Origin of the sequence: Streptomyces violens (genome assembly GCF_000717745.1) — a bacterium.
Lineage (GTDB): Bacteria > Actinomycetota > Actinomycetes > Streptomycetales > Streptomycetaceae > Streptomyces > Streptomyces violens.
In genome coordinates, this window is the sequence record NZ_JOBH01000003.1 from 288,480 (window position 1) to 308,564 (window position 20,085).

General features: G+C 71.2%; 17 protein-coding genes. 5 read left to right on the forward strand and 12 right to left on the reverse strand.

Annotated features, from left to right (window positions below; translation table 11 throughout):
* Positions 1-11 precede the first annotated feature (11 nt).
* On the reverse strand, positions 12-503 hold the full coding sequence (locus IF04_RS0107830; protein WP_030252838.1) for an NUDIX domain-containing protein: 492 nt from the start codon (positions 501-503) through the stop codon (positions 12-14).
* Positions 504-580: 77 nt separating this feature from the next.
* Between IF04_RS0107830 and IF04_RS0107835 the strand changes: the two genes are divergently transcribed.
* Positions 581-793 (forward strand): hypothetical protein, encoded by a 213-nt coding sequence (locus tag IF04_RS0107835; protein WP_030252839.1) that lies wholly within the window; start codon positions 581-583, stop codon positions 791-793.
* A 25-nt stretch (positions 794-818) separates the two neighbouring features.
* Here IF04_RS0107835 and IF04_RS0107840 read toward each other — a convergent pair whose 3' ends face one another.
* Positions 819-1,922, reverse strand: a complete 1,104-nt coding sequence (locus IF04_RS0107840) for an ADP-ribosylglycohydrolase family protein (protein WP_030252840.1) — start codon at positions 1,920-1,922, stop codon at positions 819-821.
* Positions 1,923-2,181: 259 nt separating this feature from the next.
* Here IF04_RS0107840 and IF04_RS0107845 point away from each other — a divergent pair, with 259 nt between their 5' ends.
* Positions 2,182-3,306, forward strand: a complete 1,125-nt coding sequence (locus IF04_RS0107845; protein ID WP_030252841.1) for a glycerate kinase — start codon at positions 2,182-2,184, stop codon at positions 3,304-3,306.
* 222 nt (positions 3,307-3,528) lie between these two features.
* On the opposite strand, the gene pssA is transcribed toward IF04_RS0107845, so the two are convergent.
* The 9 genes from pssA to IF04_RS0107890 form a co-directional block, all read right to left on the reverse strand.
* Entirely contained in the window at positions 3,529-4,371 is an 843-nt protein-coding gene (gene pssA, locus IF04_RS0107850; RefSeq protein ID WP_030252842.1) for a CDP-diacylglycerol--serine O-phosphatidyltransferase, read from the reverse strand.
* On the reverse strand, positions 4,358-5,005 hold the full coding sequence (locus IF04_RS0107855) for a phosphatidylserine decarboxylase (RefSeq protein ID WP_030252844.1): 648 nt from the start codon (positions 5,003-5,005) through the stop codon (positions 4,358-4,360). Before IF04_RS0107855 ends, pssA begins: the two co-directional genes overlap by 14 nt.
* A 168-nt stretch (positions 5,006-5,173) precedes the next feature.
* Positions 5,174-6,379, reverse strand: coding sequence for an acyl-CoA dehydrogenase family protein (locus IF04_RS0107860; protein WP_030252846.1), 1,206 nt, complete (start codon positions 6,377-6,379; stop codon positions 5,174-5,176).
* 2 nt (positions 6,380-6,381) lie between these two features.
* On the reverse strand, positions 6,382-6,903 hold the full coding sequence (locus IF04_RS0107865; protein WP_030252848.1) for a MaoC family dehydratase: 522 nt from the start codon (positions 6,901-6,903) through the stop codon (positions 6,382-6,384).
* A 5-nt stretch (positions 6,904-6,908) separates the two neighbouring features.
* A complete protein-coding gene (locus tag IF04_RS0107870; RefSeq protein WP_030252850.1) occupies positions 6,909-7,874 on the reverse strand; it encodes an HpcH/HpaI aldolase/citrate lyase family protein in 966 nt (321 codons plus the stop codon).
* Positions 7,871-9,883 (reverse strand): protein meaA, encoded by a 2,013-nt coding sequence (locus tag IF04_RS0107875; RefSeq protein ID WP_030252852.1) that lies wholly within the window; start codon positions 9,881-9,883, stop codon positions 7,871-7,873. The genes IF04_RS0107870 and IF04_RS0107875 overlap by 4 nt, the downstream gene beginning before the upstream one ends.
* Before the next feature lie 30 nt (positions 9,884-9,913).
* Entirely contained in the window at positions 9,914-11,251 is a 1,338-nt protein-coding gene (ccrA, locus tag IF04_RS0107880) for a crotonyl-CoA carboxylase/reductase (protein WP_030252855.1), read from the reverse strand.
* 427 nt (positions 11,252-11,678) lie between these two features.
* Positions 11,679-12,485: a TetR family transcriptional regulator gene (locus IF04_RS0107885; RefSeq protein ID WP_030252857.1), complete on the reverse strand. Its 807-nt coding sequence runs from the start codon at positions 12,483-12,485 to the stop codon at positions 11,679-11,681.
* Positions 12,486-12,603: 118 nt separating this feature from the next.
* A complete protein-coding gene (locus IF04_RS0107890) occupies positions 12,604-14,430 on the reverse strand; it encodes a 3-hydroxyacyl-CoA dehydrogenase family protein (protein ID WP_078599969.1) in 1,827 nt (608 codons plus the stop codon).
* 361 nt (positions 14,431-14,791) lie between these two features.
* Between IF04_RS0107890 and IF04_RS0107895 the strand changes: the two genes are divergently transcribed.
* Complete coding sequence (locus IF04_RS0107895; RefSeq protein WP_030252862.1) at positions 14,792-15,397, forward strand: HEAT repeat domain-containing protein; 606 nt, start codon at positions 14,792-14,794, stop codon at positions 15,395-15,397.
* Position 15,398: 1 nt separating this feature from the next.
* On the opposite strand, the gene IF04_RS0107900 is transcribed toward IF04_RS0107895, so the two are convergent.
* Positions 15,399-16,439 carry an Rv2578c family radical SAM protein gene (locus IF04_RS0107900; RefSeq protein WP_030252864.1) on the reverse strand — a complete coding sequence of 347 codons (1,041 nt, stop codon included), beginning with the start codon at positions 16,437-16,439 and terminating at the stop codon, positions 15,399-15,401.
* A gap of 158 nt (positions 16,440-16,597) precedes the next feature.
* Here IF04_RS0107900 and IF04_RS0107905 point away from each other — a divergent pair, with 158 nt between their 5' ends.
* Positions 16,598-17,041 (forward strand): SRPBCC family protein, encoded by a 444-nt coding sequence (locus tag IF04_RS0107905; RefSeq protein WP_030252867.1) that lies wholly within the window; start codon positions 16,598-16,600, stop codon positions 17,039-17,041.
* Positions 17,042-17,298: 257 nt separating this feature from the next.
* Positions 17,299-19,677, forward strand: a complete 2,379-nt coding sequence (locus tag IF04_RS0107910; RefSeq protein ID WP_030252869.1) for an MFS transporter — start codon at positions 17,299-17,301, stop codon at positions 19,675-19,677.
* Positions 19,678-20,085 lie beyond the last annotated feature (408 nt).

Here is a 20,085-nt window from a genome sequence, read left to right on the forward strand (position 1 = left end):
GCGGCTCCGGGCTAGCGTCGCGGCGGTACGCCGTCCTCCAGCTCGGCCGGCCCGCGGCCGTCCGCCAGTGCGTCCAGCGCGGCGCCCAGCCGCAGCCGCATCGGCCCGTCCACATAACCGCCCAGCTCCGCCGGGTCCACCAGGCGCCAGGAGAGCAGCTCTTCCTGTTGGAGGGTGATCGCGGCGAGTTGCGCCTCGTCCAGTACTCCGCCGTCGAAGAGGTACGACACCAGGGGCGGGCGCTGCTCACCGCGTACCCAGTCGACCGCCAGCAGCGCGCCCGGCTCGATGTCCAGCCCGATCTCCTCGGCGGTCTCCCGGCGGGCCGCCTGCCGCGGCGACTCGCCCTGATCGGACTCCACCGTCCCGCCGGGCAGGAGCCAGGTGTCCTTGTAGTTGGGCTCGACGAGCAGGACGCGCCCGGCGGCGTCGCGGAAAATGGTTCCGGCGCCCGCGAGCACCCGGGGCAGGCTGGCGATGTACGCGGCGTAATCCAAGGTCACTCCGCGAGCCTAACGCCTTCCCGGCAGGCGCTGTTGGCACCATGGGTCCCACCCGTACCGACGGACGGAGCACCACGATGAGACGCCCGGCGTACGCGGCATTCGGCCTGGCGGCGGCGTTCGCCGTGACGGGCGGCGCCGCACCCCACGTCGTCACCGGCCCGAACACCGGGTCGCTGGTGCGCACCGGTGACGTGGACCTGCTGGAGGACGTGCTGGAGCACATCAGCACCACGTCGGACGGCCGGACCGCCCATCAGACGTATCACCAGACGGAACCGGCGAGTTGAGCGTCCGCCCGGGTGGCTGATGCCGTCACTCGGTCGGCGCTCCGGTCGCCAGCCGGCAGGTGCGTTCCGCCAGTTCGCTGATCCGTACGCCGTCGAAGCCGAAGACGGCGGTACGCAGGCGGTCGTGCAGCGGCTCCGTCCACTGGGGCGGGATCGCCGCCGCGCCGCACAGCACGCCCGCCACCGAGCCGGCCGTCGCGCCGTTGGAGTCGGTGTCCAGGCCGCCGCGTACGGTCAGCGCGATCGTGGAGGTGAAGTCGCCCTCGCCGTAGAGCAGTCCGGCGGTGAGCACGGCGGCGTTCGGGACCACATGGATCCAGTGCAGATGGCCGGCCTCGCGCTCCATCTCGGCGAGCGTGTCCGCCCAGGCGACGCCCGATTCGTACAGCGCCACGGTGTGCCGGACCGTACGCGCCAGCCTGCTGCCCGCGGGGATACGGGCCAGCGCCGCCTCCACTGCCTCGCGCGGCCCGCTCGCCTCGAAGGCGGCCGCGATCAGCGCGGCCGCCCACATCGCGCCGTACACGCCGTTGCCGGTGTGCGAGAGGACCGCGTCCCGGCGGGCCAGCGCGGCCGCCCGGCGGGGGCGGCCGGGGGAGACCCAGCCGTACACGTCCGCCCTGATCAGCGCGCCGATCCACTCCTGGTACGGATTGTCGGTGGTGGCGGCGAGCGGGGGCCGGATGCCGGTGGCGAGGTTGCGGTACGCGGCGCGCTCGGCGGTGAAGGTCTGCAGGTACGGCAGCCGGTGCAGCCAGAGCGTGCCGAGCTGTTCGGTGGTGAAGTCCGTGCCGTGGGTCTCCAGCAGGTCCAGTACCAGCACGGAGTAGTCGATGTCGTCGTCGCGGCAGCTCCCGTCGACCCGGCCGCGTGCGCAGCTCCGCCACTCCGGCCGCAGCTGTTCGGCGTCCTCGGCGGTCGGCGGCGGGGGGAGGTAGTCGGTGAGCGGCAGCGCGCCCGTCCGGCGCAGGTACTGGTCGATGCGCTCGCGGGTCCACAGGTCGCCGTGCTCGACGGGCTTGCCCAGCATGTTCCCGGCGATCCGGCCGAGCCAGCCGCCGTGGATTCGGTCGGCGAGGCCGGGTGGCCGGGCAGCGTCGGCGGGCGTACTGCTGTGCGGCGGCGTCATGGGTACAGGTGTACCGAAGTCCGCCGGGGTGCGCGTGGGCCCGAACGCGCCGAACCGGGACGCGGCGTGCGGACGCGGGGTACCGTACGACCACAGTGAAGTGGAAAAGGAAATCCGCTTCGTGGAAAACGTGATCGGCGTCTCTGTTCTCCCTGCCCGCCGCCGGATAGGGTCACAGCGGCGCGACTGCAGTTCGACGGCAAGGGGAGTCAGGGTGGCGGACGTGGACGCAGCAACGACAGGGGCACCGGCAGCACACGTGCTGATCGCCGCGGACAAGTTCAAGGGCTCGCTGACGGCCGTCCAGGTCGCCGAGCACGTCACGGCCGGGCTGCGGCGCGCGGTACCGGACCTCTCCGTGGCGGCCGTCCCGGTCGCGGACGGCGGGGACGGCACGGTCGCGGCGGCGCTGGCCGCCGGTTTCGCCCGGCACGAGGCGCGGGTCACCGGACCCCTCGGGGAGCCCGTCAAGGCCACGTTCGCGCTGAGCGCCGACGGTACGGCCGTGGTGGAGATGGCCGAGGCGTCGGGCCTGCAGCACCTCCCGGACGGCGTCTTCGCGCCGCTGACGGCCACCACGTACGGCACCGGGGAGCTGCTGCTCGCCGCGCTGGACGCGGGCGCCCGCTCCATCGTCTTCGGCGTCGGCGGCAGCGCCACGAACGACGGCGGCGCGGGGATGCTCGCGGCGCTGGGCGCGCGCTTCCTGGACCGTACGGGGGAGCCGGTCGCGCCCGGTGGTGGGCCGCTCGCCGGTCTTGCCACCGCCGACCTCAGCGGCCTCGACCCGCGGCTGGCCACTACGGAGATCGTGCTCGCCAGCGACGTCGACAATCCGCTGACCGGCCCGAAGGGCGCGCCCGCGGTCTACGGCCCGCAGAAGGGGGCGACCGAGGCGGACGTCGCCACGCTGGACGCGGCGCTGGCGCACTACGCGAAGGTGCTGGAGACGGCGGTGGGGCCGAAGGCCGCCGAGTACGCGGTGGCGCCGGGCGCGGGGGCGGCGGGCGGCATCGGGTACGGGGCGCTGGTCGGGCTGGGTGCGACATTCCGCCCCGGCATCGACGTCATGCTCGACGTGCTCGGGTTCGGGCCTGCGCTGGAGCGGGCCACGTTTGTGATCACGGGCGAGGGGTCGCTGGATGAGCAGACGCTGCACGGGAAGGCCCCGGCGGGGGTCGCGGCGGCGGCCCGCGCCCGCGGCCTGACCGTCGTCGCGGTCTGCGGTCGTCTGCTCCTGCCGCCGTCGGCGCTCCTCCAGGCGGGGATCGAGCGGGCGTACCCGCTCACTGCCCTGGAGCCGGACCCGGCCCGCTGCATGGCCGAGGCGGGCCCGCTCCTGGAACAGGCGGCGGAGTCCCTCGCGCGGGACTTCCTGGCGTAGCCCCCGTAAGGGGCGCGGGGAACTGCGCGAGCAACCGCAGCGGCGCCGCAGTGGGCCGCGGGCGGGACCGGCCCCGCGAGGCCGGTGGCCCCCTGCGGGAGCGAGTGGGCTGGGCGCGCAGTTCCCCGCGCCCCTGGGCGCCGCTCCGCGGCGGCCCCCCGCAACGCCGGAGGCCCGGTACGAACCCAAGGTTCGTACCGGGCCTCCGGCGTGTGTCGGTCACTACGGCAGCTGCGCTGCCCTGGCCTCGCGCCGATTGTCCCGGAACGTATTCACCCGCCGAGCCGTGGCGAAGAGCGGAATCATCGCGCCCGTCACGACCTGCAGCGCGCAGCCCGTCTGCAGCAGCAGCTGGCCGGCCGGTGCGTCCAGTGCCCACGCTGCCAGCATGGCCATGCTCGCCACGATCCAGGAGAGCATCGCGACCGCGAGGCGACCCCGCGGCTTCGGGTACTCCACCCGGCTCACCATCAGCCACGCCACGCCGATGATGGCGAGGAGCGTCGGCAGGAACGGCAGCTCCAGCAGCACGATCGCTACGACGGTCAGCGCCCCGAAGGGACTCGGCATGCCCTGGAACATGCCGTTCGGCACCGTCACGCACGAGAAGCGGGCGAGGCGGAGGATGACCGCCAGCAGCACCACCACCGCCGCGACCACCGAGACCCGCTGGTTCGCGTCCTGGGCGACCATGCCCCAGGTCACCACGAAGTACGCGGGCGCCAGGCCGAAGCTGATCAGGTCGGAGAGGTTGTCGAGCTCGGCCCCCATCGCCGAGGCCCGCAGTTTGCGCGCGACCAGGCCGTCGAACAGGTCGAAGACCGACGCGAGCAGCATGAGGATGACCGCCATGGCGGCGCTGTGCCGCGCCATGCCGCCGTCCTCGGTGCCCGTCAGGTGCGGGATCAGGACGCCGGTGGTGGTGAAGTACACCGCCATGAAGCCGCAGATCGCGTTGCCGAGCGTGAGCGTGTCCGCTATCGACAGCCGCGTCGACAGCGGCATGTCGTCGTCCTCCTCCTCGGCCGCCCAGCCCGCCTGGGTATCGGGATCAATCACGGTCAAGACGAGTCACCCCCGCTGTGGTGGCCTGGCCGACCTCGACCGCGGCCTCGACGCCCTCGGGCAGGTACACATCGACGCGCGAGCCGAAGCGGATCAGACCGATACGCTCGCCCTGCTCGACCTTCGTGCCCTCCGGTACGTACGGAACGATGCGGCGGGCCACCGCACCGGCGATCTGCACCATCTCGACGTCACCGATCTCGGTGTCGAAGTGCCAGACGACCCGCTCGTTGTTCTCGCTCTCCTTGTTGAACGCCGGAACGAAGCCGCCGGGGATGTGGTCGACGGACGTGACCGTGCCGGCCAGCGGCGCGCGGTTCACGTGGACGTTCAGCGGGCTCATGAAGATCGCGACGCGGGTGCGCCCGTCCTTCCACGGCATGATGCTCTGCACCACGCCGTCGGCCGGGGAAATGACGCGGCCCTGAGCGATGTCGCGCTCGGGGTCGCGGAAGAACCACAGCATGCCCGCCGCCAGAGCGGTGGTGGGCACGGCGACGGCGGCCCAGCGTCCCGAGCGCCGGGAGCGGGCCAGGCTGACCGCTGCCATTGCGACGGTCGGCAGGAGCCACGGCGACGCTCCGCGCGCGAGGCGGACGCGACCGCGATGTGCAGAGGATTGGCTGTGGGGCATGGATGACCTTCGTAGCGGAGGATGCCGCGTAGGGATGGGGGACGGCGGCTTTCCGGGGATGCTATCGGTTGCGAGCGGCAACTGGCCAAGAGCCAACGCCAATCCGTGCCCGAAGTCCGGTGACGGGGTGTGATCTTCTTCTCGAAGAAAACACCCCGAAACGGACATTCACCCCTGGATGCGGTACTCCTCGAGTAGCCGGCGCCCGATGATCATTTTCTGGATCTCAGCGGTACCTTCACCGATGAGCAACATGGGCGCCTCGCGGTACAGGCGTTCGATTTCATATTCCTTGGAGAAGCCGTAGCCGCCGTGGATGCGGAAGGCGTCCTCCACGACCTCCTTGCAGTACTCGGAGGCGAGGTACTTCGCCATGCCCGCTTCCAGGTCATTGCGCTGACCGGAGTCCTTCTTGCGGGCGGCATTGACCATCATCGCATGGGCCGCCTCGACCTTTGTCGCCATTTCGGCCAATTTGAACTGGATGGCCTGATGCTGTGCGATCGGCTTGCCGAAGGTGTGGCGCTGCTGCGCGTAGTCCACGCCCAGCTCAAAGGCACGCTGCGCGACGCCGCAGCCACGTGCCGCGACGTTCACCCGGCCGACCTCGACGCCGTCCATCATGTGATAGAAACCACGTCCGGTCTCGCCGCCGAGCACGCGATTCGCCGGGATCCGGAGGTCCTGCATGATGAGCTCGGTCGTGTCGACGCCCTTGTAGCCCATCTTCTCGATCTTGCCCGGAATGGTGAGTCCGGGGCGGACCTCGCCGAAGCCGGGCTCCTTCTCCACGAGGAAGGTCGTCATCGACTTGTGCGGGGCCGTGCCCTCGGGGTGGCCCTCGTCCGTCTTGCAGAGGACCGCGACCAGCGTGGACGAACCGCCGTTCGTCAGCCACATCTTCTGGCCGTTGAGGACGTATTCGTCGCCGTCCTTGACGCCCTTGGAGGAAATGGCGGACACGTCGGAGCCAAGGGCCGGCTCCGACATCGAGAAGGCGCCCCGTATCTCACCGGCCGCCATCTTCGGCAGGAAGTAGTCCTTCTGCTCCTGCGTGCCGTGCTGCTTGAGCATGTACGCCACGATGAAGTGGGTGTTGATGATGCCGGACACCGACATCCAGCCGCGGGCGATCTCCTCGACCGTCAGGGCGTAGGTCAGGAGGGATTCGCCGAGGCCGCCGTACTCCTCCGGGATCATCAGGCCGAAGACGCCCAGTTCCTTGAGGCCCTCGACGATCTGTGCCGGGTACTCGTCCTTGTGCTCCAGCTCGGTGGCGACCGGAAGGATCTCCTTGTCCACGAAATCGCGGACGGTGGAGAGGATTTCCCGCTGGATGTCCGTCAGGCCCTCGGTCTGTGCGAGACGCGCCATGGCTACTTCTCCTTCACCGCAGGGGTACGGAGCTCCGGGCGGCCGGGCTGCTCGCCGCCGCGCTCCTTGATGTACGTGGCCGTCGGCACCATCACCTTGCGCCGGAAGACGCAGACGAGCGTGCCGTCCTGCTTGTAGCCCTTGGTCTCGACGTACACGATGCCGCGGTCGTTCTTCGACTTCGACGGCGTCTTGTCCAGCACGGTCGTCTCGCCGTAGATCGTGTCGCCGTGGAAGGTCGGCGCCACGTGCTTCAGCGACTCGATTTCGAGATTCGCGATCGCCTTGCCGGAGACGTCCGGCACGGACATGCCCAGCAGCAGCGAGTAGATGTAATTCCCGACCACCACGTTCTTACCGAAGTCGGTCGTCCGCTCCGCGTAATTGCTGTCCATGTGGAGCGGGTGGTGGTTCATGGTGAGCAGACAGAAGAGGTGGTCGTCGTACTCGGTGACCGTCTTGCCGGGCCAGTGCTTGTACACGTCGCCGACGGTGAACTCTTCGTAGGTGCGGCCGAACTGCATCGCGCTTACGCCTCCGGGGCCTCGAACTTGGACGTACGGGTCATGCCGGCGGCCCGGCCCTTGCCGGCGATGACCAGCGCCATCTTGCGGCTGGCCTCGTCGATCATCTCGTCGCCGAGCATCGCGGAGCCCTTCTTGCCGCCCTCCTCGGAGGTGCAGTAGTCGTACGCGTCGAGGATCAGCTCGGCGTGGTCGTAGTCCTCCTGCGAGGGCGAGAAGACCTCGTTGGCGGCCTCGACCTGGCCGGGGTGGAGCACCCACTTGCCGTCGAAGCCCAGCGCGGCGGCGCGGCCCGCGACCTCGCGGAAGCCGTCGACGTTCTTGATCTGGAGGTAAGGACCGTCGATCGCCTGGAGGTCGTTGGCGCGGGCCGCCATCAGGATCTTCATCAGGATGTAGTGGTAGGCGTCGGCGCCGTAGCCGGGCGGCTGCTCGCCAACGACCAGGGACTTCATGTTGATGGACGCCATGAAGTCGGCCGGGCCGAAGATGATCGTCTCGGTGCGCTGCGACGCCTGCGCGATCTCGTTGACGTTGTTGAGGCCCTGCGCGTTCTCGATCTGCGCCTCGATGCCGATCCGTCCGACCTCGAAGCCCATCGTCTTCTCGATCTGGGTCAGGAGCAGGTCCAGCGCGACGACCTGCTGGGCGTCCTGCACCTTGGGCAGCATGATGCAGTCCAGGTTCGGGCCCGCGCCCTCGACGACCGTGATGACGTCCCGGTACGTCCAGTGGGTGGTCCAGTCGTTGACCCGCACCACGCGCGTCTTGCCGGTCCAGTCGCCCTCGTTGAGCGCCTTCACGATGTTGTGCCGCGCGTCCGGCTTGGCGAGCGGCGCGCAGGCGTCCTCCAGGTCCAGGAAGACCTGGTCGGCGGCGAGGCCCTGGGCCTTCTCCAGGAAGCGGGGGTTGGAGCCCGGGACCGCGAGGCAGGAGCGGCGGGGGCGAAGCCGGTTGACGGGGGTGCTCATGCGGGGACCTCCAGGGGATCGAGCTTGTTCGCGGTACGGATCTCGTCGACGATACGGCCGATGATCTCCGTGATACCGAAGTCCTTCGGGGTGAAAACGGCGGCGACACCGGCCTCGCGCAGCGCTGCCGCGTCCGCCGAGGGGATGATGCCGCCGACGATGACGGGGATGTCGTCCACGCCGGTGCGGCGCAGCCGGGCCAGTACGTCCGGCACCAGCTCGGCGTGCGAGCCGGAGAGGATCGACAGGCCGACGCAGTGCACGTCCTCGGCGACGGCCGCCGAGACGATCTGCTCGGGGGTCAGCCGGATGCCCTGGTAGACCACTTCGAAGCCCGCGTCACGGGCCCGTACGGCGATCTGCTCGGCCCCGTTGCTGTGCCCGTCCAGGCCCGGCTTGCCCACCAGGAGGCGCAGCTTGCCACTGCCGAGCTCCTCGGCCGTACGGGCGACCTTCTCGCGGACGGCCGCGAGCGGGGTGCCCTGCTCGGCCGCGACGGCCAGCGGGGCGCTGGAGACGCCCGTAGGCGCCCGGAACTCGCCGAAGACGTCCCGGAGGGCCCAGGCCCACTCCCCGGTCGTCACACCGGCCCTGGCGCACTCCAGAGTGGCCGCGAAGAGGTTGGTGTCCCCGGCCGCCGCCTTCTTCAGCGCGGAGAGGGCCTCCTGCGCCCGGTGCTCGTCCCGCGAGTCCCGCCACTCGTGCAGCGCCTGCACGACCCGCGCCTCGTTCTCCGGGTCCACCGTCATGATGGCGGTGTCCAGGTCGGCGGTGAGCGGGTTGGGCTCGGTCGACTCGTAGCAGTTGACGCCGACGATCTTCTCCTCGCCGGCCTCGATCCGGCCGCGCCGCTCCGCGTGCGAGGCGACCAGCTGGGACTTGAGGTACCCGGACTCGACGGCGGCCATCGCGCCGCCCATCTCCTGGATCCGGTCGATCTCGGCCAGGGACTCCTCGACCAGCGCGTCCACCTTCGCCTCGATCACATGCGAGCCGGCGAAGATGTCCTCGTACTCCAGCAGGTCCGACTCGTGCGCGAGGACCTGCTGGATACGGAGCGACCACTGCTGGTCCCAGGGGCGGGGCAGGCCCAGCGCCTCGTTCCAGGCGGGCAGCTGCACGGCGCGGGCGCGGGCGTCCTTGGAGAGCGTGACGGCCAGCATCTCGAGGACGATGCGCTGGACGTTGTTCTCGGGCTGCGCCTCGGTGAGGCCAAGGGAGTTGACCTGGACGCCGTACCGGAAGCGGCGCTGCTTGGGGTTCTCGATGCCGTACCGCTCGCGCGTGATCTTGTCCCAGATGCGGCCGAAGGCGCGCATCTTGCACATCTCCTCGACGAAGCGGACGCCCGCGTTCACGAAGAAGGAGATCCGCGCGACGACATCGCCGAACTTCTCCGCCGGCACCTGCCCGGAGTCCCGTACGGCGTCCAGCACCGCGACGGCGGTGGACATCGCGTACGCGATCTCCTGCACCGGCGTGGCCCCGGCCTCCTGCAGGTGGTAGCTGCAGATGTTGATCGGGTTCCACTTGGGGATGTGCGCGACCGTGTAGGTGATCATGTCGGTGGTCAGCCGCAGCGAAGGCCCGGGCGGGAACACGTGCGTGCCCCGCGACAGGTACTCCTTCACGATGTCGTTCTGCGTGGTCCCGGACAGCTTGGAGATGTCCGCGCCCTGCTCCTCGGCGACCACCTCGTACAGCGCCAGCAGCCACATCGCGGTGGCGTTGATGGTCATCGAGGTGTTCATCTGCTCCAGCGGGATGTCCTGGAACAGCCGGCGCATGTCACCGAGGTGGGAGACCGGGACCCCGACCCGCCCGACCTCGCCGCGGGCGAGCACGTGGTCGGGGTCGTAACCGGTCTGCGTCGGGAGGTCGAACGCGACCGACAGGCCGGTCTGGCCCTTGGCGAGGTTACGCCGGTACAGCTCGTTGGACGCCTCGGCGGTGGAGTGTCCCGCGTATGTCCGCATCAGCCACGGACGATCCTTCTGACGCTCAGTCATGTGCAGTCGTCTCCCGGACGGTTATTCGTCTCAGACGTTGCGGAAGCGGTTGATCGCGTCGATGTGCTGCGCGCGCTTCTCGTGGTCGCGGACGCCCATGCCCTCCTCGGGGGCCAGCGCGAGGACGCCGACCTTGCCCTGGTGGAGGTTGCGGTGCACGTCGTACGCGGCCTGGCCGGTCTCCTCCAGGGAGTACGTCTTCGACAGCGTCGGGTGGATCTTGCCCTTGGCGATCAGGCGGTTGGCCTCCCACGCCTCGCGGTAGTTGGCGAAGTGCGAGCCGATGATGCGCTTCAGCGACATCCACAGGTAGCGGTTGTCGTACTCGTGCATGTAGCCCGAGGTCGAGGCGCAGGTGGTGATGGTGCCGCCCTTGCGGGTGACGTACACGGAGGCGCCGAAGGTCTCGCGGCCGGGGTGCTCGAAGACGATGTCGATGTCCTCGCCGCCGGTCAGCTCGCGGATGCGCTTGCCGAAGCGCTTCCACTCCTTCAGGTCCTGGGTGCTCTCGTCCTTCCAGAACTTGTAGCCCTCGGCCTTGCGGTCGATGATCGCCTCGGCGCCCATCTTCCGGCAGATCTCCGCCTTGTCCTCGCTGGAGACGACGCAGATCGGGTTGGCGCCGCCGGCCAGCGCGAACTGGGTGGCGTAGGAGCCCAGGCCGCCGGACGCGCCCCAGATGAGGACGTTGTCGCCCTGCTTCATGCCGGCGCCGTTGCGGGAGACGAGCTGGCGGTACGCGGTGGAGTTCACCAGGCCCGGGGCCGCCGCCTCCTCCCAGGTCAGGTGGTCCGGCTTCGGCATCAGCTGGTTGGACTTCACGAGCGCGATCTCGGCGAGGCCGCCGAAGTTGGTCTCGAAGCCCCAGATGCGCTGCTCGGGGTCGAGCATCGTGTCGTTGTGGCCGTCGGAGGACTCCAGCTCGACCGAGAGGCAGTGCGCGACGACCTCGTCGCCGGGGTGCCAGGAGTTCACGCCCGGGCCGGTACGGAGCACGACGCCGGCCAGGTCGGAGCCGATGACGTGGTACGGCAGGTCGTGGCGCTTGCTGAGCGGCGACATCCTGCCGTACCGCTCGAGGAAGGCGAAGGTCGACACCGGCTCGAAGATCGAGGTCCAGACGGAGTTGTAGTTGACCGAGGACGCCATGACGGCAACCAGGGCCTCGCCCGGGCCCAGCTCCGGCACCGGCACCTCTTCGAGGTGCAGCGACTTGCGCGGGTCCTTGTCCCGGCTGGGGAGGCCGGCGAACATCTCGGCCTCGTCCTTGTGCACGGTGATCGCGCGGTACGACTCGGGGATGGACAGGTTCGCGAAGTCTTCGCGGTTGCTGTCGGGCGCGGTGATCGCGTCAAGAATGTGGTTCACGGTTTGCCTCCGGCGAAGCACGCTGAGGGAACGGCTTTGAGGGAACGTCGGGGGTGGTGCGAAGGCGGTGCCGTCGGTTCGGCTGATGGTGCTCGGCAGGCGCGGGTGTGCGCGGGAGGTTGCCTGTGACGCAGGCATCCGGGCGCGCGGACCAGTGGTTCGCGGGGACAACCGGTACGCCGAAGATCGGGTGTACCGGCCGCCCGGACAACATCAACGTATGACACCGCGTGCCAGTCGACAAGGCACTCGGTGCCAACAATTTCTCTCAGATGTCATCCATGCGGCACGCATGAGCAACAAAAACCACCGCAAAAGCGGACGATCCGCCGCCGCTGGGCGTGGCACGTGACGTTTGTTACTCGTGGGTCGCATAGCGAAGCGCCGCCACACCCAAGGGCGTGACGGCGCTCTTCGCGGCTCGTGATCAGTTGTTGTGCTCGCGCAGCGCCTTCTGGATCGTGCGCATGACCTCGCTGAGCGGGGCGTCCGTACGGGCCACCGTCACCAGTACCTCGCCCTCCCGGGCCGCCGTCGCGGCGGGCGGCGGCCCCGCGGGCGTACGCCCTGCCCCGATGCCCGTGCCGAACGTCTCGCGGACGATCGCGAAGGCGTGGTCGAGCTGCGTCTCCACGTCCCCCTGCGCGCCCGCCCGCAGCCAGCGCCGCAGTACGTGGTTGTGCGCGGTGACCACCGCGGACGCGGCGACCTCCGCGAGCAGCGGGTCGTCGTTGCCCTCGCGGTGCGCGCCCTCGTCGAAGTGGCCCAGGAGGTAGCGCGTGAAGAGCCGTTCGTACCGCGCCACCGAGGCGATCTCCGCCTCGCGCAGCGTGGGTACTTCGCGGGTCAGGCGGTAGCGGGCCACGGCCACGGCCGGCGAGGCCGCGTACATCCGCATGACCTCTTTGATGCCGCGGCACACCGTGTCCAGCGGGTTCTCGTGTGCGGGCGCCGCGTCCAGCACGGCCTCGGCCCGTACGAGGGTGTCGTCGTGGTCGGGGAAGATCGCCTCTTCCTTGGAGCGGAAGTGGCGGAAGAACGTCCGCCGGGCGACCCCCGCCGCCGCGGCGATCTCATCGACGGTCGTCGCTTCGTAGCCCTTGGTCGCGAACAGCTCCATCGCCGCCGCCGCCAATTCGCGGCGCATCTTGAGCCGCTGGGCGGCCGCGCGGCGCGAGCCGGGCGTCGTGGTGTCGGGACCGTCTGAAGGCTGCGTACGAGCGGGCTGGGACATGTGGGGACGGTACTTCATAATCCCTCGGCCTGCGCCATTCGCCCGGGGGACGGGCGGCCGGGAGGCCGCGGGAGAGCCGCCTCCCGGCTCCAGCAGCCCGCCCCAGCCGCCCCCGGCGTCAGCGCTTGGCGTACTCACGGAAGCCGCGGCCGGTCTTGCGGCCGAGGCAGCCCGCGGCCACGAGGTGTTCCAGCAGCGACGCCGGGGCCAGGCCCGGATCGCGGAACTCCGCGTGCAGCACCTTCTCGATGGCCAGCGAGACGTCCAGGCCCACCACGTCGAGCAGTTCGAACGGGCCCATCGGGTAGCCGCCGCCCAGCTTCATCGCGGCGTCGATGTCGTCCGGGGAGGCGTAGTGCTCCTGGACCATCTTGATCGCGTTGTTCAGGTACGGGAAGAGCAACGCGTTCACGATGAAGCCCGCCCGGTCGCCGCAGTCCACCGGGTGCTTGCGGACCTTGGCGCACACCGCGCGCACCGTCGCGTGGGCATCGTCGGCCGTCAGGACCGTCCGCACGACCTCGACCAGCTTCATGGCCGGCGCCGGGTTGAAGAAGTGCATCCCGATGACGTCCTGGGGCCGCGAAGTGGCCCGCGCGCAGGCCACGACCGGCAGCGAGGAGGTCGTGGTGGCCAGCACCGCGCCCGGCTTGCAGATCTTGTCCAGCGTCCCGAAGAGCTGCTGCTTGATCTCCAGGTCCTCGGCCACCGCCTCGACGGCCAGATCCACCTCGGCGAACGCGTCCAGCGAGCCCGCCGGGGTGATCGCGGCGAGCGCCGCGTCCCGGGCCTCCTCGGTCATCCGGCCCTTGGCGACCGACCGGCCCAGCGACTTCTCGATCCGGGCCTTGGCCTTCTCCGCCTTCTCCTGGCTGCGCGCGGCGAGCATGACCTCGTAACCGGCCTTCGCGAAGACCTCGGCGATGCCGCTGGCCATCGTCCCGGAACCGGCCACGCCGACGCTGCGGACCGTACGGGCCCCGGACTGCTCCCCGGCCGCGGCCGGAGTGTCCGCGTCGGCCACGACGGTCGCCGAGCCCGGCGCCTCGTACGTGTAGAAGCCGCGGCCCGCCTTGCGGCCCGTCAGCCCCGCTTCGGAGAGCTGGCCGAGGATCGGCGCGGGCGCGTGCAGCCGGTCGTGCGACGCGGCGTACATCGCCTCCAGGACCGTACGGGCGGTGTCGATGCCGATGAGGTCCAGCAGGGCGAGCGGCCCCATGGGCAGCCCGCAGCCCAGGCGCATCGCCGCGTCGATGTCCTCACGGGTCGCGTACTTCGACTCGTACATCGCGGCGGCCTGGTTCAGGTACCCGAAGAGCAGGCCGTCGGCGACGAAGCCGGGGCGGTCGCCCACCGCGATCGGGTCCTTGCCCAGCTCACGGGCGAGCTCGGTGACGGCGGCCACGGCCGTGGGCGCGGTCAGCACGGAGGAGGCGACCTCGACCAGCTTCATGGCCGGTGCGGGGTTGAAGAAGTGCAGGCCGAGCACGCGCTCCGGGTACTGCGAATCGGCGGCCAGCCGGGTCACCGAGAGGGAGTTGGTACCGGTGGCCAGCACGGCGTCCGGGCGGACGATGCCGTCCAGGGCGTTGATGATCTGCCGCTTGAGCTCGTAGTCCTCCGGCACCACCTCGATCACCAGATCCGCCTCCGCGGCGGCCTGCAGATCGGAGAAGGTACGGAACCGGGCCAGCAGATCGGCCCGCTCGCGCTCGGTGATCCGCTCGCGCTGCACGGCACGGGCGGTGGACGCTTCCAGGGCGGTGACCGAGCGGCGGACCGCGGTGTCGTCGATGTCGATGCCGATGACCTCGCGGCCGGCGCGGGCGAGCACCTCGGCGATGCCGGTACCCATCGTGCCCAGGCCGACGACGGCGACGGTGGCGATACCGGAGGCGGCGGTGGCGGGGGACAGGGGCGAATCTGGGGTGGACGAGAGGCCCATCGCGAGACTCCTGAGGGTGTTCCCCTGCGGGCAGGGGAGAAGTGACGACTGAGGGTGAGCGCACACGTGGTCGCCGCGATCGATGCGGTCGACGCCATCGAGGGATGCGGTCGAGGAGTGTGTACGGAAGGAGCTGCGCGGCGGGCCCTGTCCCGGGACCACGGCCGGTCACTCCGCTGATGTCGTGCTGTGCGGTGCCGAACCGACTTCACTCATGGCGGCTGCGTCACCAGGCCGCCGGAGCAGGGGTGCTGCTCGTACCGGCAGATTAACTCGCGGGTAATGGCAAGCGCCAGGGGGAAAGGGGGGAATTAATCTGTGGCGCGGGCCACGCCGAGGCGGCGGGGGAGGAGCATCGCAAATGGAAGACCAATTCCATGAGTTGACCGACCGGGTACGGGGCGAGCTGCGGTCACCGGCCGATCTCGTCACCTACGAACGCCTGCTGGGCCTCGCCCGCAAGAACACCCCGGCGGGCAGAGAAGAGCTGGCCAGAATGCTCACGGCGGTCGAGCGCCCGCTGTGGACCCGCGAGATCGCCGCCTTCTCCCTCGGCTGCGCCGGCGACCGCCGCGCCTTCGAGACGCTCGTCCTCCTCCTGAACTACCGCGACCCGGTCCGCTGCGCCACGGCCGCGCACGCGCTGGCCCGTCTCGGCGACCCCCGCACCGCCCGCGCCGCCGCGGCCCTCGCCACCAACCCCCTCCGCACGGCCTACGCGCTCCACCCCGTACGCCTCCTCGTGGACCTCCGCGCCCCCGAGTCCGTCCCCGCCCTGATCTCCACCCTCGAACGCCTCCTCACCCCCCACACCCCCTACTGGCGCGTCGCCCTCGCCTGTGTGGAGGGCCTCGGCGCCCTGGGCGACCGCCGCGCCGTACCGGCCCTCACCGCAGCCCTGGACCACCCCCGCCTGGCGGCCGCGGCGGCGGCCTCGCTGGCGAGGCTCGACACGGGGACCGGCTGAGCTACAGGAGAGTGAGCTGGGTCGGCACCTCGGGGGCGGCAGGGGTGCGCTGGGGTGGGATGCGGCGGTGGGTGGTGGCGTGCGTGGGGCCTATGCCGTATTCGGTGGCCAGATCGTGGACCTGGCGGGTGATGCGTCGCTGGTACCACTTGGGGGCGTAGGCGCCGCCTGCATAGAGGCGCTCGTATCGCGGCACCAGGTGCGGGTGGTGCTCCGTCAGCCAGGTCATGAACCACTCGCGGGCGCCGGGCCGGAGGTGCAGCACCAGTGGCGTCACGGAGGACGCGCCGGCTGCCGCGATGGCCCGTACGGTGGCGCGCAGTTGGTCGGGGTGGTCGCCCAGGAAGGGGATGACCGGGGCCATCAGGACGCCACAGCCGATGCCGTGCTCGGTCAGGGTGCGGACCGTGTCCAGGCGGCGCTCCGGGGACGGCGTACCGGGCTCGACCGTGCGCCACAGCTCGCGGTCCAGGAAGCCGACGGACATCGAGATGCCGACATCGGTGACCTCGGCGGCCGCGCGCAGCAGGTCCAGGTCGCGGAGGATCAGCGTGCCCTTGGTGAGGATGGAGAAGGGGTTCGCGTGGTCGCGGAGGGCCTCGATGATGCCGGGCATCAGCCGGTACCGGCCCTCCGCCCGCTGGTAGCAGTCGACGTTCGTGCCCATGGCGATGTGATCGCCGCGCCAGCGTCTGCCGGACAGCTCGCGTCTCAGCAGGTCCGGCGCGTTGACCTTCACCACGATCTGGCTGTCGAAGCCGAGGCCGGTGTCCAGGTCGAGATAGCTGTGGGTGCGCCTGGCGAAGCAGTACACGCAGGCGTGAGTGCACCCACGGTACGGATTCACCGTCCATTCGAACGGCATACGGGAGGCGCCCGGGACCCGGTTCACGATCGAACGGGCGCGTACTTCGTGGAAGGTCACCCCGCGGAACTCAGGCGTGTCGATGGTCCGGCTGACCACGTCCGTACCGAAGAGCGCCGCCGTACGGGCAGGGCCCGACGGGTCCGCCGTGTGCTCGCTCAGATTGTTCCAGCGCATCGCGCCTCCTCCTGGGTGGTGCCGGCCCCCCGCTCGAGATAATAGAACAGGTGTTCCCAATGTTGCTGTCAACCCGGATTTGGGCGCGCCGCGCCGGAGTGGTTGGCTGTGCTGCGCACAGCGCACGACCAGCGAGCGAGCACCGGAGGGCAGCACACATGGGCCAGGTCGAAGCCACCACGCAGCGGGAGATCGCGGCGAAGCCGGAGGACGTCTTCGACGCGCTCGCGGACTACTCCGGTACGCGTCCGAAGCTGCTGCCCGAGCACTTCAGCGAGTACGAGGTCCGCGAGGGCGGCGACGGCAAGGGCACCCTGGTGCACTGGAAGCTCCAGGCGACCAGCAAGCGCGTCCGCGACTGCCTGCTGGACGTCGACGAGCCGGCCGAGGGGCAGCTCGTCGAGAAGGACCGCAACTCCTCGATGGTGACCACCTGGACCGTCACCCCGGCGGGCGAGAACCGCGCCCGGGTCACCGTCACCACGACCTGGCAGGGCGCGGGCGGCGTCGGCGGCTTTTTCGAGCGGACCTTCGCGCCCAAGGGCCTCGGCCGGATCTACGACGCGATCCTCACCAACCTCGCGGCGCACACGGAGAAGTGAGTCTCTGGAACGAGGCGAAGTGAGCCCCTGAAAGAGGCTTGAGGGCTCACCGGATCGGGTGGTTTCCCGTCGTGCCCGCATGACGCGGGCCGCCCGTGGTCCGGAGGTTAAAGCCCTGATGAGGGCCCGATAGGGCGCTCCCGCACGGCCGTTGACGGGTGCTCCCGCCCCGAACGCGCCGTTTCGTCACGCTTGATCGCAGTTGTCGCCCGATGCGAGAACAGGGCGCGGCACAGGCGTGACGAGGGGAGCAGCACGTGGGCGGGATCATCCTGGCGGAGCCGGACGAGAGGTCCGGACCGCCGGCGACCGGAGCGGTGACGGCCGTACTGGACACCGGCGGACCACCCGAGTCCGGCCCCGCCCAGGAGCGGCCCGGACCCCGCCGCTTCCGCCCCGTACTGTTCCTCGGCCTGCTGCCCGCGCTGCTGCTCGCGGCGCTCGGCCAGACGATCGTCGTCACCCCGCTCCCGGAGATCGCCGCCGAACTGCGCGCCCCGGGCCGGATGTCCTGGCCGGTGACGTCGTACCTCCTCGCCGCCGTCCTCGGCCTGCCGCTCCTCGGCAGGCTGGGCGACCACCTGGGCCGCAAGCCGGCCCTCCTCCTCGCGCTCCTGGTCTTCGTGGCCGGGGCGGCCTCGGCCGGACAGGCGCACACGATGGGTGAACTGACCGCCTTCCGCGCGGCCCAGGGCTTCGGCGCCGGCGGAGTCATGGCCGGCGTACAGGCCGTCCTCGCGGCACTCGTACCGGCGCGTGCGCGCGGCCGCGCCCTCGGGCTGGCCGCCGCCGTCCTCGGACTCGCCGCCGCCGCGGGCCCGGTGCTCGGCGGCCTCCTCGCCGATCACGCCTCCTGGCGCTGGTGCTTCACGCTCGACGTCCCCGTGGGGCTGGCCGTCCTCCTCGTGCTGGCCGTCGCGCTGCGGCTGCCCCGGACGGCCCGCCGCCCCCGGCCGGACGTCCTCGGCGTCCTGCTGCTCGCCGTCCTCGCCACCTGCCTTGCCCTGCTGGTCAGTTGGGCCGGTACGGAGTACGCCTGGGACTCGCGCGTCGTCCTCGGGCTCGGCTGCGGCGCGCTCGGCAGCGCCCTGCTCTTCGCGGCCGTCGAACACTTCGCCGCCGAACCGATCCTGCCGCCCGGCCTCCTCCGCGGCCCGGCCTTCCGCGTCACCGGTGCGGTCGGCGCCGTCCTCGGCCTCGCGCTCCACGGGGCCGCGGGCCACCTCCCGGCTTTCCCGCACGCCGCCTCCGCCACCGATACCGGGCTGCTCATGCTGCCCCTGACGGGCGGCGCCGCCCTCGCCGCCGCCGTCGCGGCCCGCCTCATCGGCCGTACCGGACACCACCGGATCTTCGCCGTACTGGGCTGCGCGCTGGCCGCCGAGGGCATGTGGCTCCTGTCCCACCTGCGCGCCGACACAGGGCGCGCCACGTACGGCCTCTGGACCGGCATCCTCGGCCTCGGGCTCGGCTTCGTCCTGCCGGTCCTCGTGCACGCCGTACGGCGCGCCGCCCGGCGCACCGGCCGCGCCACCGCCCCCGGCGCGTACATCCGGCAGCTCGGCGGCAGCGCCGCCGTGGCCGTCCTCGCCGCCCTCCTGGCCGAGCGGGCGGCCCGCCGCCGCACCGTGCCCGGCCCGCTGCACGACGGCCCCGTCGCCGCATACGTACAGGACGTGCCCGGCACCTTCCCCTACCTCGTGCCCGTGCTCCTTCTCGGGCTCCTGCTCGCCTTCTTCCTCAAGGAGAACCCCCTGGTGACCCACGCCCCCCACTCCCTGCACGGCCCGCACAGCACACTCGGCGAGGGCGGCGCGGAGACCGTCGCGACCGTCCCCGCCGCCCGCACCGCGCCCGCCGCGGCGCCGTACACCCCGGCCGGCGTGCCCGTCTGCGGCACCGTGCAGCACCACGACGGGTCCGTCGTCCCGCGCGCCGCGCTCACCCTCATCGACGTCTCCGGCCGGCAGATCGGACGCGGCGCGACCGGCGAGGACGGGCGGTACGCGCTGAGCACCCCGGGCGCCGGCGCCTACGTACTGATCGCCTCGGCCGGCGGCCACCAGCCGCAGGCCGTCAGCGTCACGGTCGGGGACCGGCCGGTCGACCTGGACGTGGTCCTGGGCGGCGCGGGACGGCTCGCGGGCACGGTCACCACGGCCGACGGCACGCCCGTACGCGACGCCATGGTGACGCTGACGGACGTGCGCGGCGAGGTCGTGGCGACGACCCGCAGCGGGCGCGAGGGCGGATACGTGATCGGCGAGCTGGTGGCGGGGGAGTACACGCTCGCCTCCAGCGCCCCCGCCTTCCGTCCCGCCGCGCTCCCGGTGACCGTCCAGGCGTCCCGCGAGACCCGGCAGGACGTCGAACTGGCGGGCGGCGCGGTGCTGCGCGGCACCGTACGGGCCGGTGGCGGGCGCCCCGTCGAGGACGCCCGGGTCACGCTCCTGGACGCGGGCGGCAACGTCGTGGACACCGCGACCACCGGGCCCGACGGCCTGTTCCGGTTCGTGGACCTGGCGGCCGGTGAGTACACCGTCATCGCCGCGGGCTATCCGCCGGTCGCCACGGTCCTCCAGGTCGCGGGCGGCGGCCGCACGGAGCGCGATCTCCAACTGGGGCACGAGGACTGACCCTTGAGCTCCCGAGGGCGCGGCCGGATGCGCTCGCGGACGCGCGTGCTCCCCGAGTGCACGCGCATCCGCGGCGCGCACGAGGCGGAAATATGCACCCTCCTGCGTCCGCGACCACCGCGCGGCGCTCCTTTCCGCTACGGTCCCGTGCCCAGAGCCTGTGTCATAGCCCTGGCCGGATCAGCGCGCGTCGTCTGGTGCGTGCTATCGCCAGGCGCCGGGGCGTCCTCGTAGCGGAGCTACGTGGGCGGTTCGGCAACGCCGCGAGAGTGCGTGCCAGGCGGCGGGCGCCCGGCCGGGGCTATGACACAGGCTCTAAGGGCGACCGTCGTCCATGGGGCCACAGGGAGGTGTGCGGAGTGCTGAGTAAGCACGTTCGTCCGGGAATAACGCGAGGCAGCACGGCCT

What these genes read in the sequence shown, in the direction of transcription:
- IF04_RS0107875 (WP_030252852.1), bottom strand. Translation starts at nt 9,883, where the DNA reads ATGACTGAGCGTCAGAAGGATCGTCCGTGGCTGATGCGGACATACGCG.
- IF04_RS0107885 (WP_030252857.1), bottom strand. Translation starts at nt 12,485, where the DNA reads ATGTCCCAGCCCGCTCGTACGCAGCCTTCAGACGGTCCCGACACCACG.
- IF04_RS0107840 (WP_030252840.1), bottom strand. Translation starts at nt 1,922, where the DNA reads ATGACGCCGCCGCACAGCAGTACGCCCGCCGACGCTGCCCGGCCACCC.
- IF04_RS0107900 (WP_030252864.1), bottom strand. Translation starts at nt 16,439, where the DNA reads ATGCGCTGGAACAATCTGAGCGAGCACACGGCGGACCCGTCGGGCCCT.
- IF04_RS0107895 (WP_030252862.1), top strand. Translation starts at nt 14,792, where the DNA reads ATGGAAGACCAATTCCATGAGTTGACCGACCGGGTACGGGGCGAGCTG.
- IF04_RS0107870 (WP_030252850.1), bottom strand. Translation starts at nt 7,874, where the DNA reads ATGAGCACCCCCGTCAACCGGCTTCGCCCCCGCCGCTCCTGCCTCGCG.
- IF04_RS0107835 (WP_030252839.1), top strand. Translation starts at nt 581, where the DNA reads ATGAGACGCCCGGCGTACGCGGCATTCGGCCTGGCGGCGGCGTTCGCC.
- IF04_RS0107905 (WP_030252867.1), top strand. Translation starts at nt 16,598, where the DNA reads ATGGGCCAGGTCGAAGCCACCACGCAGCGGGAGATCGCGGCGAAGCCG.
- IF04_RS0107855 (WP_030252844.1), bottom strand. Translation starts at nt 5,005, where the DNA reads ATGCCCCACAGCCAATCCTCTGCACATCGCGGTCGCGTCCGCCTCGCG.
- IF04_RS0107865 (WP_030252848.1), bottom strand. Translation starts at nt 6,903, where the DNA reads ATGCAGTTCGGCCGCACCTACGAAGAGTTCACCGTCGGCGACGTGTAC.
- IF04_RS0107890 (WP_078599969.1), bottom strand. Translation starts at nt 14,430, where the DNA reads ATGGGCCTCTCGTCCACCCCAGATTCGCCCCTGTCCCCCGCCACCGCC.
- IF04_RS0107860 (WP_030252846.1), bottom strand. Translation starts at nt 6,379, where the DNA reads ATGGCGCGTCTCGCACAGACCGAGGGCCTGACGGACATCCAGCGGGAA.